Origin of the sequence: Parasaccharibacter apium (assembly GCF_002917995.1) — a bacterium.
Classification (GTDB): Bacteria; Pseudomonadota; Alphaproteobacteria; order Acetobacterales; family Acetobacteraceae; genus Bombella; species Bombella apis.
Genome location: NZ_LMYH01000017.1, coordinates 1 through 14,117 on the forward strand (window position 1 = coordinate 1; position 14,117 = coordinate 14,117).

Below are 14,117 nucleotides of genomic sequence, written 5' to 3' on the forward strand. Positions count from 1 at the left end.
GTCGAGCAGCAGCGTCCCGGCTGTCGTGACATTGCTCAGCTGGGCATTGTGGGCCTCCAGCGAGCCGGTGCTGGTGTTCGTGACCGTTCCGGTGACGGCTGAACCATCCTGGAGGGTGGAGTGGCCGCCATTGACAAGTGCCCCGGCAAGGGAGCCTGTCAGGGTCAGGTCACCACTCTGCCCGACGGTTGTGTCGCCGGTATAGGCCTGATGGTTCGTGAGGGTTTCTTTCCCCCCGTCAAGGGCCAGTCCGCCCTTGCCGGAGAGGATACCGTTATAGGTGTCATGGGCATTGGTGAGATGCAGGGCACCATCCAGCGTGCCGTTGCCGTTTCCTGCGAGAGAACCGACAGAGGCGTTTTTGTCCGTGACGGTCAGACTCTGGCCATCATGGGTGAGGGTACCGCCGATGGTGCTGTTGTCGAGCGTCAGGGACCCGTTGCCAGTATTGGTGGCATCTCTTGAAACTGTACTGAAGGCCCCCAGTGTCATGGAGCCTTGGTTGTCGGCAGAGCTGATCGTTCCGCTGTTCTGGAGGGTGAAGCTGGCCCCAGCAGCATTGATGACATGGCCAGCGGTAGTTCCGCTATCCAGCGTGGCTGTTCCGGCGTTGTTACTGACATCACCCAGCCTTGAGTTGTAGGTGGTGAGTGTGCCGGAATTCGTGGTCTGCCCGTTTACCGTGGTGTGGTCGAGTTTCATCGTGCCCGCATTGTCGGCGGAAGCGAGACTGTTGTTGACTGTCGTGCCGTCGGAATGTTGGCTCTGCTGGGTTGTGAAGGTGGCTCCCTTGGCGTTGGTGATGGCCCCTGCCGTCGTGCCGGTGAGGACCGTCTCCCCGGCATGGTTGTCAATGTCCTTGGTCTGGCTTTCATTCAGCGTGGTGGTGCCATCATTGTTGATGACCTTGCCCAGAATGGCATTTTGCGACGTGAAAAGGTGTGTATTGGTCGTCGTCCCGCCGATGCTGACTTGGCCTGCGGTGTTGGCATTGGGGTTGACGTAGGTATCACCCTCGTTTCTGAGGTCCCCGGTGATGCTGCCTTTCAGGGTGAAGGAGCTGTTCTGGCCGATATGGGTTTCACCTTTATAGGTGTTGTGGCCATTGAGATACTCACCCGTGCTCTGGATGTCGTTTTTGCCGCCCCCGAGGATGGTCAGGCCACCCGTGCCGGTGATGGTACCGTTATAGCCATCATGCCCACCGGTGAGTGTCAGGGTGTCATTGAGCGTGATTTTGGCGTCACTGTTCGTGCCTGCAAGCGATTCAGCACTGGCGCCGCCTTGACCGATGGTAATCTGGCCACCATCAGAAGCAAGGGTGTGGGCAATGGTTGTTCCCTGGTCGAGCAGCAGCGTCCCGGCCGTACTGGTATTTGTGGCAGCCCCCAAGGCAGCACCATGTGCTTCCAGAGAGCCCTGATTGGTGTTTGTGACCACTCCGTTGACAGCGGAACCGTTCTGGAGAGTGGAGTGGCCGCCATTGACAAGTGCCCCGGCAAGGGAGCCTGTCAGGGTCAGGTCACCACTCTGCCCGACGGTTGTGTCGCCGGTATAGGCCTGATGGTTCGTGAGGGTTTCTTTCCCCCCGTCAAGAGCCAGCCCGCCCTTGCCGGAGAGGATACCGTTGTAGGTTTCATTGGCATTGGTGAGATGCAGGGCACCATCCAGCGTGCCGTTGCCGTTTCCTGCGAGAGAACCGACAGAGGCGTTTTTGTCCGTGACGGTCAGACTCTGGCCATTATGGGTAAGGGTACCGTCGATGGTGCTGTTGTCGAGCGTCAGGGACCCGTTGCCAGTATTGGTGACATCTCTTGAAACTGTACTGAAGGCCCCCAGTGTCATGGAGCCCTGGTTGTCGGCAGAGCGGATCGTTCCGCTGTTCTGGAGGGTGAAGCTGGCTCCAGCAGCATTGGTGACATGCCCGGCAGTGCTGTTGCCATCCAGCGTGGCTGTTCCGGCGTTGTTGCTGATGTCACCCAGTTTTGAGGCAGAGGTGGTGAGTGTGCCGGAATTCGTAGTCTGCCCGTTTACCGTGGTGCGGTCGAGTGTTGTTGTGCCGGCCTCGTTGGTAAGGTCCTGCGTGGTGCTCTGATGCAGGGTTGTGGTGCCACTCTTGTTGCTGACATTGCCCAGGATGGCACTCTGTGCGGTGAGCTGGTTCGTGTTGGTTGTTTTCCCGCCGACACTGGCCTTGCCTGCCGTTGTTGCGTTGGGGTTGATGTAGGTCTGCCCATCGTTGTTGAGGTCCCCGGTGATGCTTCCCTGCAGGGTGAGGTTGGCATTGGGGCCGACATGGGTTTCACCTTTATAGGTGTTCTGGCCGTTGAGATATTCGCCACTTCCCCCGGTGATGTTCAGGCCACCATTGCCGGCGAGGGTGCCGTTATAGCCGTCATGACCATTGGTGATGGTCAGGGTGTCATTGAGGGTACCCGTGCTTTTACTGCTGCCAGAGAGAGAGCCGACACTGGCCCCACCTTCACCAATGGTGAACTGGCCATCAGAAGCAGCCAGCGTGCCAGAGGCGGTTGTCCCCTTGTCGAGCAGGATCTGCCCGGCCGTACTGCCGTTGGTGATGTCCGCCAGTTTTGCGTCATGTGCCGTCAGCGTGCCGCCATGGTCGTTCGTTACTGTCTTCGTTATCTCGGCACCGTTCTGGAGAACGGACGTGCCGTTATTGAACAGCTGGCTGTCGAGCTTTCCGCCATCCAGGGTCAGGCCTGCCTGCTGGGCGACGACCGTATCACCTGTGTAGGTATTCTGCCCGGTGAGTGTTTTTTCCCCGGCAAGGATTTTCAGGCCGCCGGTTCCAGAGATGACACCATCATAGCTGTGCTGTGAATCAGCCTGCGTCAGGGACAGGGAGTGGTCACCAAGAGCCACATCACCGCCACCCCGGATGTCGGTCAGATTCTGGTCATTGGCGGACTGGCTGATGTCCAGCTTTGCCCCCTTGTTGACATCAACAAAGGAGGAGTTGGTAATGGTACCCTGGCCAGCGAGGGCAAGGGTACCGTTGTTGACGGTCGTGGAGCCGGTGTAGCTGTTGTTGCCTGTCAGTGTCTGGGTGCCCGTTCCCGTTTTGACAACGGATCCCTTGTGGTTGCCAGCATCCCATATGATGGCGGAAAGAGTGTCGTCCTTGTTGAGGGCACCGACTGTCAGTGTCTGGTCGCCCAGAGACACGTTGCCATTGCCGGACAGGGAGCCGATGGACACACCATTGGTCGCTTTCGTGATATCAACAGTGGCCCCATCGCTGTTGTTCTGGACTGTGGCCTGGTCTGCTGTTGCATTGTCCGCAAAGAACACATGCCCGGCATTGCTGATGGTGGATTGAGAGGCCGAGCTGTCGTTCCTGAAGGTGACGCTGGCGTTGTTCGTGTTCGTGATGTTGGCCGTGTCGGCAACGCTTCTGTTGTTGAAATACAGGGCGCTGTTGTCATTGATGACGACGTTGCGGTTGCCCATGGAGGCAGATTTGTCCTGCCCGCCATTCATGTTGACGATGGCCCCTGCCGTGATGTTCAGGTCGCCACCTTTTGTTGTGCTGTCAGAGGTGCCAAATGGGGTTTTGTCATTGGCATTGACAACGACATTGGACCCACCAATACCCCAGTTGCCCTGGATGTCCGTCCTGCCCAGATAGGTGTTGTCGGCATTGAGGTTGAGCACCGGCACAGTGCCGCTCTGGGGGCCGCCAGCATTCTGCAGGGCCGTGCTGAGCCCGGAATTGTCCGTGGTGCTCCTGATGGCTATGTTGGCCCCCCGGGGACCAACGATGGAGCCATTGTTGTCGTAAGTATGACCATTGAGGTCAATGGTGGCGCCGTTATATCCCAGAACAGTATTGCGGTTGGCGTTGGTGGCGAGGTCCTGGCCGATCCGCAGCGTCCCCCCGCTGATGCCCAGAGTGCCGTTCTGGGCGCCCAGGCTGGCATCGGAGGTGATTTCCAGCACACCATTGGTGATGACGGTTCCGCCATTGTAGCTGTTGTTGCCGTCCAGAACGAGCGTACCCGTATCCGTTTTTACGAGGGTCGTCGGGTTGCTGGGATCATCCTTGATGGGTGTCTTGATGATGGCAAGGTTGGTGTCACCATAGCCTGAACCATCCCCCACACGGATTGTGGAGACAAGTCCTGACTTGTTGACCAGGGTACCGTTGTTCTGCTCGTACTGCTTGATGTCAGCATCAGTCTGGGTGCCAGACTGGCCTGTGCTGTCGGTGATGTAGAAATACCGGTTGAGCTTGTCCGGGTGCTCCTTGTCCGTATAGCGGTTGCCATACAGTGTGATGGAGCTGTTTCCATCCTTGGGGATGACGGAATAGGAGGACGGGCGGGCATTCTGGCTGAACTGCATGCCAGCCACATCGACATTGCCATCCACCGTCACGTTCTGGGCAGCGTTTTTGCTCTGTTGGATGGCATCATCGGAAGGCTGGCCAAAAATGGCGTATTCCTTGCCCTGCCAGGCGGAACTCTGGCTGCCGTTGGCCGTGGTCCAGTTGGTGGCGCTGTTTGCCCCCTGGGACCAAGTACCATCGCCTGCCCGTATCTGGCCATCAGCAGTTGTCTTGCTGCCATTCCAGAACGCCAGATTGTCCCCGGCATTGGCTGTGACCAGATTGACCTGATGGTTGCCTGTCTGAAGGTAGCTCGTACCCTTGGTGTCTGGCGACAGGAAGGGCTTGCCAGTCTCATCTCCCGTGAACTGATATACATTCAGGGTTGGATTGCTGGTTGTCAGCTGCTTTGCGTAGCGGAAGAGAGTCTGGACACCGGAGCCCTGCTGTGAGGAGAGGTCAACCGCCTTGACTGTTCCGCCCAGATCCAGGTTGCCACCGACATAGATGGATCCATTGGAAAGTCTGCTGGAGCCATTGTCCTGGAGACCGCTGAAATCGGATGTGCCCCGGGTTGTGAGATCATTGCCGATGGACAGGGTCTGCCGGTAGGCAGCAGGCGTGCCGGGGTTGATGCTCCCACCCTGTTCGATTGTTGTCGTGCTGCCTGAGGAACCGATGGTGCCCGTGCCATCCAGCTTGCCGCCGTTGCTGACAGTGACCTGCGGCGTACCGATGACAGCACCGTACACATGCAGCGAGCTGCCATTGTTGACGGTCGTGCTGCCTGTGTAGTCGAACTGCTTGCTGTCATACATGTCAACGATACTGGCATTGGCGACGAGGCTGGTATTGCCGGTGATGGTGCCGTTGAAGCCCTGTTTCTGACCCGAAACATTTAGGGTTGCTCCATCCCCCTTGAAGGTCGCTCCATTTGTATCATTGGAGCCACTGTTGGTGATGTTGAGCGTGTTGCTGCCTAGATTGACGACAGCGCCATTGTTGCCCCACATGATGGACTGGACATCAACCGGGTGTGAGGCCTGCGAAATGTCAAAGGTTGAAGGGCCGGAAACATCCCGGTTGTTCAGCTGGACACGGGTGTTGGCGAGGTTGCCATTGCCCGTCAGGGCAAGGGTGGCCCCGTTGTTGATGCTGGTATCACCGCTGTAGGTCTGGGCATTTGTCAGGGTCTTGGACCCACCGTCAACGGTCAGGCCGCCCGTCCCGGAGATGACGCCGTCATAGGGGCTGCCAGCCTTGGCTGATGAGAGGGTGAGTCCGTTCTGGCCGAGAGTGACATTGCCTGCACCGGACAGGTCCTGCACCGTGACGTTGGAGCTGCTCCCGCTGATGTCGAACGTGGTGTTCTTGCCCACGGTGACACCGCTGGAATTGGCGATGCTGCCATTGCCGGAGAGAGCCAGCGTCCCCTGCGTGATGTCTGTTGCCCCGGTATAGCTGTTGGCGGCGGAAAGGACAGTCGTCCCCGCACCAGCCTGCTCTACGGAGAGGGGGGTGTTTCCTTTACCATCCGTAATGGTGTCTGTGACTGTATCAGTCTCTCCAGCAGCAGGGGAAAAGGTGCGGACAGTACCGCCTTGCTGGGACTGTGCCGTATCATCCGAACGTGCAGGTGTGCTGATGATGGAGAAGGACGATACGCTTGCCAGAAGCAGCGCAATCCTGGCCGATACCTTCATGGAAGAAGATGCCTTCCGCCCATAGGCTGGCACCTGTTCTGAGGGGGCCAGTGTGACAGATGTCGTTTTCCCGTACGAAAAGTTGAGGTCTGTCATTGTGATCGCACCTTCCTGTAGATGTTGCACACGCTGCTCTGTCCGTCTGATGAGATGTACGGACGGGACGTACAGATCATGACTGAAGTAGACTGGGTTTACTCTTACTTAAGGAACACTTTAAAGAAATTCAAGATACAATTTTGTTAAATCCAAACAACTTGTTGGGATAAGTAATTTTATAGTGGATGCAATATGTGGTTGTAGTGAAGAAGTTTTTGTAAAATTGGCATTTAAGAGAATATATACATTGCTAATTAAAAATTTTATTTGATATTTAGCCTTCATAAAGTCTGCATGAATGGTTTTCCATGGATATTTTGCGTTATTTGTAAGGCGTATCGAGCAGAGCGACCCGGCACTCGGCCTCATGGGTTCTTTTGTGCGTTTTTTTCACGGAGACTCCATCATTCTACAGAGATAGTATTCTGATACCAGCAGGAAGGCAGTCAGAGATCATGCCGACTGCAGGTCGTGATGTAGGTGGAATATTTGTCTTTTTCATGGCTTTTATAAACCATGCATTGGAAAATTGTCCTTGTGTCGGGGAGAGCCGAATGGAGGCCGGGGCATGTTGGTGCTTGCAGGCGTCTCGGGCAGGGGGTCAGGGCAAGCTGGTCTGCAACCAGGCTTCTTCGGCTTTGTTCAGGGGGCTGTTGCGGCGGACAGCGAGTGAAATGGTGATGCGGATGGTCGGGTCCTGCAACGGGCAGCAGTACAGCCCGTCATTCTGGGCCGGATTGTGGAAGGCCGCCGGAATGATGGTGACGCCGACACCCGCCTGAACCATGGTCAGCAGGAGGGTTGTGTCACCCGTGCGCCCGGTGACATGGGGTGCGGCCCCGTGACTGGCAAAGGCCTCCGAGATGAAACGGTTTATCTTGAAGTTCTCATTCATGAGGACGATCTTCTCGTCCAGAATGTCCGTGAAGGAGCAGCTCTCCCGGCCTGCGAGCCGGTGTGAGTCGGCTATCAGCAGGCAGAGTTCTGCCTCTGCAAAGGGGATGGTGCGCAGCTGCCTGTTCTGGACAGGCCCTATGAGGGCGGCGATGTTCGTGTGATGGCCGAGAAGCTGGGCCACCAGCCTGTCGGAGGGATGTTCCTCGATGTTCAGCACGACATCGGGATAGAGGCTGCAGAACTGCCGGATGATGGGACGGAAATAGATCGCCCCCAATATGGGTGGGAGTGCCAGATGGACCGTCCCCTTCAGGGGGCCTGAATCATCCGCCATCGCCCGGTGAAGATTCTGTTCGGCCTCAAGTAGACGTTCAGCATGAAGAAAGAAGGTCTTGCCCTTTTCCGTCAGGGTGATGGTCTTGTGGGACCGCTCGAAAAGGCGGACGTCCAGTTTGTTTTCCAGAGAGCGTATGCCCATGCTCAGGGAAGGCTGGCTGATGTGCAGCTGGTCACTCGCACGGCTGAAGCTGCCCTGTGTGGCAACGGCCATGAAGTAGTGGAGTTCCCGGAGAGTCAGTTGGGGGTATGGCATAGGGAAAAGGCTATAGTCTGTATAGAAATATAATATTATCATATTGAAGATGGGCTGGATAGGCTTTCCTCAGAGGCACGGACTGACGTGCCAATGATGAAAGGAACGTACGATGGCAAAGGTTGTCGATTATCTTCTGGACCAGCTCTCCCGGCTGGGTGTGGAGCATGTCTTCGGTGTCCCGGGTGACTATGCCTTCCCGATCAATGACGCCATCACGGCCAGGGCGGACATGCGCTGGATTGGGTGCTCCAACGAACTGAATGCCGCCTATGCGGCCGATGGCTACGCCCGCATACGGGGGATTGCGGCCCTGAACACGACCTATGGCGTTGGCGAGCTGAGTGCCATGAACGGCGTTGCCGGGGCATATGCGGAGCATCTGCCGGTCATCCATCTGGTTGGCCTGCCCAAGCGGGCCGTGCTGGATGAAAAGCGGCTTGTGCATCATACCCTGGGCAACGGGCAGACCACGGCCTTTTATGATGCTGCCGGTCATGTCGTCTGTGCCCGTACCATTCTGGATGGCCAGAACTGCGTGCAGGAGCTGGAACGTGTTCTGGCCACGCTGCGCCGGGAGCGGCGGCCGGTCTATATTGGCATCCCGTTCGATGCAGCTCATGATGATGTGGTCATGCCTGATGGTGACATGGCCCTTCCGGAAGTGCGGAGCGGGAAACAGGCCGCCATCGTGGCACGGCGCATCATGGCCGAGCTGGAGCGCAGCACGTCTCCCTGTGTCCTGCCGGGTATCCTGACGGCCCGGTTTGGCTGCCGGGAGGCGATGAGACGGTTCCTCAGCCGGTCCGGTCTGCCCCATGCCACCATGTTCATGGACAAGGGCGTGGTGGATGAACAGGCTGAAGGGTTTGTGGGGATGTATGGCGGGCATCTCGTGCAGGAAGATGTCGCCGACTTTGTGGAGCAGGCCGATCTCGTCCTGACGCTGGGTGCTGAAATGACGGATTTCAACACCGGGCTTTTCACCCAGAAGCTGGACCCGGAGCGCATCATCAGTGTCATGGCGCATGAGGTGCGCTTTGGTGATGGTGCCGTTCATGCTGTCGATCTGGCTGATGTGATCGAAGCCTTGGCCGATCTGGCCGATACCGTATCCTGCCCCGCCGGTCCCGGCTATCTGGGGATGGAACTGCCCCCTCGGCAGGCTGACGAAGGGGATGATGGGGTGATCAGAACCCATACCTTCTATGCCGCCATACGGGATCATCTCCGGGCTGGGGATATCGTCGTGAGTGAGACGGGGACGGTCGCCATGGGCATGGGCTTCATCCGTCTGCCTGAAGGGGTCGACTATGAGGAGCAGAGCCTGTGGGGGTCCATCGGCTGGGCCACGCCGGCGGCGTTCGGCATGGCCATCGCAGCCCCTCACAAGCGGATCATCCTGCTGACCGGTGAAGGGTCACATCAGCTGACGGTACAGGCTCTCGGTGAGTTTGCCCGTTTTGACTGTCATCCGCTCATCCTTGTCCTGAACAATGATGGCTATCTGATCGAGCGTCTGCTCTGTGATGACGGGGAACGTTATTACAATGACATTGCCAGCTGGGATTACACGGCTCTGGCCCGTGGGTTCGGCGGCAAGGACTGGCAGTGCGAGCGCATCAGCACACCCAAGGCTCTGCGTCAGGCTCTGGACGCTGTCAGGCCGGGGCAGGGTACCTATCTGGAGGTCGCCGCACCCCGTTATGATGCTCCCGTCATGGCCGAGGCTCTGGGCGAGATGCAGTAAGGTCTCGTTCTGAAACCGGGTGGGCAGGCGCACTCCGTGTCTGCCCACCAAGGGGAAGAACGGTACGTCAGGATGATGTCCAAGAGATGCCTGTCAGGCCAGATTGTTCAGAGTTTTCATGAAATGTCTGGCGTCCCGTACGGGATTCGAACCCGTGTTGCCGCCGTGAGAGGGCGGTGTCCTAGGCCTCTAGACGAACGGGACTAAAGGCGTGAGCCCTCTCTAGAGGGAACGGCGGGGAAGTGCAAGAGGGAAAGATACCTTTTGTAAAAAAAGGTTTTCCAACCAGTCCCGAAAGGGGGGGGGGAAGCCGCCCAGAGGCGGCTTCCCCGGATGGGGCGGTGCCGTTACTGGTCAGCCGCCAGGATGGGGCCGAGCGGTCGCCCACCCAGAAGATGGACGTGGAAGTGCGGCACTTCCTGTCCACTGTCGCGACCCACATTGCTGATGAGGCGGAACCCGCTGGGGATGAGGGACTGCTCGGCGGAAATTTTGTCCACCAGTTTCCAGAAATCCAGAATCTCTTCATCGCTGGCACGGGAGATGAAGTCGTGCAGGTCCGTGTAGGCGCCACGGGGGATCACCAGAACATGGATCGGGGCGAGGGGAGAGATGTCGTAGAAAGCGAAAGAATGTTTGCTGTCGCAGACACGTTCAGCGGGAATCTCTCCCCGCAGTATCTTGGCGAAGACATTGTTGGGATCGTAAGCGGGGGTAGCGGTCGGCATAAGATGGGTTCCTCCTCTTCCTCCATGATTGGGGAGTGAGGTGGGGGGAAGTCAAGGGAGGGGGAGGCAACCCACCTATGAGCCGTGCCTTCAGAAGGCCGGTTTCGGCCGGGAGGCTTTTTCCTCGATGCCGCTCGTGCCTTCACGGCGTTCCAGCTCGGCCCAGACATCCGCCGGATCAATGCCCGCATCAACCCACATCACGATCAGATGATAGAGGACATCCGCACTTTCGCTGATGAGGCCCTGCCTGTCGCCCTTGATGGCCTCGATGACACATTCGACGGCTTCTTCGCCAAATTTCTGGGCAATCTTGCTCCGCCCCCGAGCCATGAGACGGGCCGAATGGCTGACGGATGGTGAGGCTCCCTTGCGGGCCAGAACCGTATGGTAAAGTCGTTCCAGAACCTCTTTGCGGCCTGTCTCACGGGAGGGGGTATTATTCTGGGCCATATGTTTCCTGTCCTTTGTCATGCCAGTCCCTAGCGGCCCAGCCTGACGGGCAGCCGGGCATCGTGCAGGGCCTGTTTGACCTCACCGATCCTGAACTGGCCGAAATGGAACACGCTGGCGGCCAGCAGACCGCTGGCACCCGCCCGGGCTCCTTCCACGAAATGGGCCAGTTCCCCCACACCACCGGAGGCGATGACGGGAACGGAAACACGTTTGCAGATGGTTCCCAGCAGATCAAGGTCAAAGCCGGACCGTGTACCGTCACGGTCCATGCTGGTGAGCAGGATTTCTCCGGCTCCCCGTGTGGCCATCTGCTCGGCCCAGGCGACGGCATCCAGTCCGGTTGGTTCCCGTCCGCCCTTGGCGTAGACCTCCCACCCGCCATGGCCATCGGAGCGGGCATCTATCGCCACGACGATGCACTGGCTGCCAAACCGTTCCGCTGCTTCATTGATGAGCTCTGGCGTGCGGATGGCGGCGGAGTTGATGGCACACTTGTCGGCACCGCTCAGCAGAAGTCTGCGGATGTCCGCACAGCGTCGCACGCCACCACCAACGGTGAGGGGCAGGCGGACTTCGGCGGCGGTACGTTCGACAACGTCAAGAATGGTGTCCCGATTGTCCGAGCTGGCCGTGATGTCCAGAAAGGTCAGCTCGTCCGCTCCGGCGGCATCATAGAGGCGGGCCTGTTCCACCGGGTCTCCGGCGTCCCGCAGGGAGACGAAATTGACCCCTTTGACGACCCGTCCGTCATGGACGTCGAGACAGGGGATGACACGTAGCTTCAGCATGATCCCTCCAGTACGGACAGGGCTTCCGGCAGATTGATGCGGCCATCATACAGGGCGCGCCCCACGATCACGCCGGTGATGCCGGGTGTTTCATCGGCCGCCTGTCGCAGGGCCCGGAGATGGTCCAGCGTGCCCACGCCGCCGCTGGCGATGACGGGGATGGAGACATGGCGGGCCAGCTCGACCGTCTGATCAATGTCCAGACCTTCCAGCATGCCGTCCCGGGTGATCTCGGTGAAGATGATTCCGGCGACGCCTGCCTCTTCCATCCGGCGGGCGAGGTCGGTGGTGGTCAGCTCGGAGACTTCGGCCCAGCCTTCGGTGGCAACACGGCCCTGCCGGGCGTCGATCCCGGCGATCACGCGGCCCGGCCAGGCACGGGCGGCCTGCCGGACAAGGCCGGGGTCTTTCACGGCGGCAGAACCAAGGATGACCCGGCTGACACCGGCTTCCAGCCAGCGTTCAATGGCTTTCATGTCCCGCAGCCCTCCGCCGAGCTGGACAGGAAGAGATGTGGTGGCGATGATGTCCTCCACAGCCTTCACATTGGCCGACCGGCCCGCAAAGGCGCCGTCCAGATCGACAATGTGGAGGTGGCGGCACCCGGTCTGTTCGAACAGCTTGGCCTGGGCAGGAGGATTGTCGGAATAATGGGTGGCAGCATTCATGTCCCCCTGCCGCAGGCGGACACAGGCCCCGCCCTTGAGGTCGATGGCCGGGTAGAGGGTCAACGGTTTGCGGAGGATTCCGCCTGGTGCGGGGCCATGGTGTGGCACGGAGAGCGGTGTGCCGGCAGGCTGCCACTGCATGGCTCTTTCTTCAGGGACGAGGAGTTTTGAGAAGAATAGTCCGCGCACTGTCCGGTCTCCGATTCGTGCAAAATAGGGGTGTGTGCCCCAGTGGGTGAAGTTGAATGAGGTGAGCAGGGTTATGGCGTCGTGCAGTGTTTCACGCACACGGCAGTCCAGTACCTTGGCGCCCCGGGTCAGTGCCCTGTTGATGATGGCCTCCATGAGGAGGGCGCCCAGACCTTTTCCCCGCTCGTAAGGAACGATGAAAAAGGCGGTGATGGTGGCGCTGGCACCGTATATTTCGGACCGGGACGTGGCATGAGCGAGAACAGCCGCCCCGCAGATGCTGCCATCCGGTGCCCGGACGATGAAGACGTCCCGGTCCGGTACCAGCAGGAGGCCCTCGAAGAAACGCCTCAGGACGGCACTTTCAGGGGGCGTGTGCCAGTCGAACACGCCCTCGGCCAGAATGGCGGCCACGGTGCTTTCCATCAGGCTTTCGAGGTCATCCTCGCTGATGGTGTGGCCCAGCCGTTCGGCCCGGTAACTGTCTGGAGGCTGGTTCCATGGCCGTCCCTGCATCAGCCAGGCTGCCATGTCAGGAAGTTGCCCAGGATGGTCAGACCTACATCCTGGCTTTTTTCCACGTGGAACTGTGTGCCGCAGCGGTTGCCCCTGGCCACGATGGCCGGAATGGTCATGCCGTAATCCGCCGTGGCGATGGTTTCTTCTGCCCGGGCGTCCACCAGGGCATAGGAATGGACAAAATAGCCGTGATTTCCCGGCTCAAGCCCTTCTGTCAGCGGATGGGCACCGGGTGTGAAAGAGAGAGTGTTCCACCCCATGTGCGGCAGCCGGAATCCCTGTCGGGTACTGTCATCCATGGGAGCGATGTGGCCATCAATCCAGCCCAGCCCTTCCGTGCGGCCATGTTCCAGCCCGTACTGGGCCATGAGCTGCATCCCCACGCATATGCCGAGAAAGGGCGTGCCTTCTGCTGTTGCCTTTTCCAGCAGGGGGCGGAGAGCGCCCTCGTCCAGCCCTTTCGCACAGTCGGCAAAGGCACCCTGGCCAGGCAGGATGAGACGGTCGGCAGCAAGGATGTCAGCCTCGTTGCGGGAGATGGCGATGTCGGCTTCCAGCCCTCGCAGGGCTGCGGCCCTTCGTGCTGCCTGTGCAGCAGAAGCCAGGTTGCCGCCATTGTAGTCGATTACAACAACACGCATGAACACTCTCCATACTGCAAGCTGCCCGGTCCTGTTTCAGGCAGGTGGGGGAGACAAATCAAGGAAAAACCGTGAGGGAGCCTTACAGCACCCCTTTGGTGGATGGAATCTGCCCGGCGCTGCGGGGGTCGCGGGAGAGCGCCATGCGCAGGGCCCGGGCGAAGGATTTGAAGGCACTTTCGGCAATGTGGTGGGCATTGGTTCCGGCACGGCCATTCATGTGCACGGTGATGCGGGCGGACATGCAGAGAGCACGGAAAAACTCTTCCACCATTTCCGTGGCCATGGCGCCGATCATCTCACGGGGGAAGGTGATGTTCCAGGCTAGGAAGGGGCGGCCTGAAATGTCCACAACCGCTTCACAGAGCGCTTCATCCAGAGGGACAAGGGCAGAGCCGAAACGTTCGATGCCCCGCTTGTCGCCGATGGCCTTGTGGAGGGCCTCTCCCAGCGTGATGCCCACATCCTCGATGGTGTGGTGGTCATCAATATGGAGGTCGCCTTTCACCTGTACGGTGAGGTCCAGCCCGCCATGCCGGGCCAGGGCATCCAGCATGTGGTCGAAGAAGCCGATGCCTGTCTGGATGCTGTTCTTCCCGTGTCCGTCAATGGCGAGGGAAAGGGTGATGTCGGTCTCGCCTGTCTGGCGATTCAATGTGGCGGTTCGTGATGTCTGAGTCGTCATGTCTTTCTGCTATACCAATATGGGCTGCTTTCCAAACTTGCTTATTGTGAC

Annotated in this window: 9 protein-coding genes and 1 tRNA gene; 1 reads left to right on the top strand and 9 read right to left on the bottom strand. The window is 59.0% G+C overall.

From position 1 onward, the window contains the following. Both ASO19_RS08215 and ASO19_RS08220 read right to left on the bottom strand, forming a co-directional pair. Nucleotides 1-6,150: autotransporter-associated beta strand repeat-containing protein (locus tag ASO19_RS08215; RefSeq protein ID WP_146046935.1), on the bottom strand; the 6,150-nt coding region annotated here is incomplete at its 3' end. 604 nt (nt 6,151-6,754) lie between these two features. Beyond that, complete coding sequence (locus ASO19_RS08220; protein ID WP_103765783.1) at nt 6,755-7,684, bottom strand: LysR family transcriptional regulator; 930 nt, start codon at nt 7,682-7,684, stop codon at nt 6,755-6,757. 70 nt (nt 7,685-7,754) lie between these two features. On the opposite strand from ASO19_RS08220, the gene ASO19_RS08225 reads away from it, so the two are divergent. Continuing rightward, nucleotides 7,755-9,392, top strand: a complete 1,638-nt coding sequence (locus tag ASO19_RS08225) for an alpha-keto acid decarboxylase family protein (RefSeq protein ID WP_086431754.1) — start codon at nt 7,755-7,757, stop codon at nt 9,390-9,392. A 128-nt stretch (nt 9,393-9,520) separates the two neighbouring features. Here ASO19_RS08225 and ASO19_RS08230 read toward each other — a convergent pair. The 7 genes from ASO19_RS08230 to hisB form a co-directional block, all read right to left on the bottom strand. Next, nucleotides 9,521-9,596 (bottom strand) — tRNA-Glu (locus ASO19_RS08230). A 143-nt stretch (nt 9,597-9,739) separates the two neighbouring features. Continuing rightward, nucleotides 9,740-10,120 carry an HIT domain-containing protein gene (locus ASO19_RS08235; protein ID WP_043562011.1) on the bottom strand — a complete coding sequence of 127 codons (381 nt, stop codon included), beginning with the start codon at nt 10,118-10,120 and terminating at the stop codon, nt 9,740-9,742. Nucleotides 10,121-10,210: 90 nt separating this feature from the next. Next, nucleotides 10,211-10,573 carry a phosphoribosyl-ATP diphosphatase gene (locus tag ASO19_RS08240; RefSeq protein ID WP_052349243.1) on the bottom strand — a complete coding sequence of 121 codons (363 nt, stop codon included), beginning with the start codon at nt 10,571-10,573 and terminating at the stop codon, nt 10,211-10,213. Nucleotides 10,574-10,602: 29 nt separating this feature from the next. After that, on the bottom strand, nt 10,603-11,364 hold the full coding sequence (hisF, locus tag ASO19_RS08245; protein ID WP_103765784.1) for an imidazole glycerol phosphate synthase subunit HisF: 762 nt from the start codon (nt 11,362-11,364) through the stop codon (nt 10,603-10,605). Continuing rightward, nucleotides 11,358-12,752 (bottom strand): 1-(5-phosphoribosyl)-5-[(5-phosphoribosylamino)methylideneamino]imidazole-4-carboxamide isomerase, encoded by a 1,395-nt coding sequence (gene hisA, locus ASO19_RS08250; RefSeq protein ID WP_258036047.1) that lies wholly within the window; start codon nt 12,750-12,752, stop codon nt 11,358-11,360. Before hisA ends, hisF begins: the two co-directional genes overlap by 7 nt. Next, a complete protein-coding gene (hisH, locus tag ASO19_RS08255; protein WP_043562021.1) occupies nt 12,737-13,381 on the bottom strand; it encodes an imidazole glycerol phosphate synthase subunit HisH in 645 nt (214 codons plus the stop codon). The genes hisA and hisH overlap by 16 nt, the downstream gene beginning before the upstream one ends. Before the next feature lie 82 nt (nt 13,382-13,463). Continuing rightward, complete coding sequence (gene hisB, locus ASO19_RS08260) at nt 13,464-14,066, bottom strand: imidazoleglycerol-phosphate dehydratase HisB (RefSeq protein WP_086441412.1); 603 nt, start codon at nt 14,064-14,066, stop codon at nt 13,464-13,466. Between the last annotated feature and the right edge of the window lie 51 nt (nt 14,067-14,117).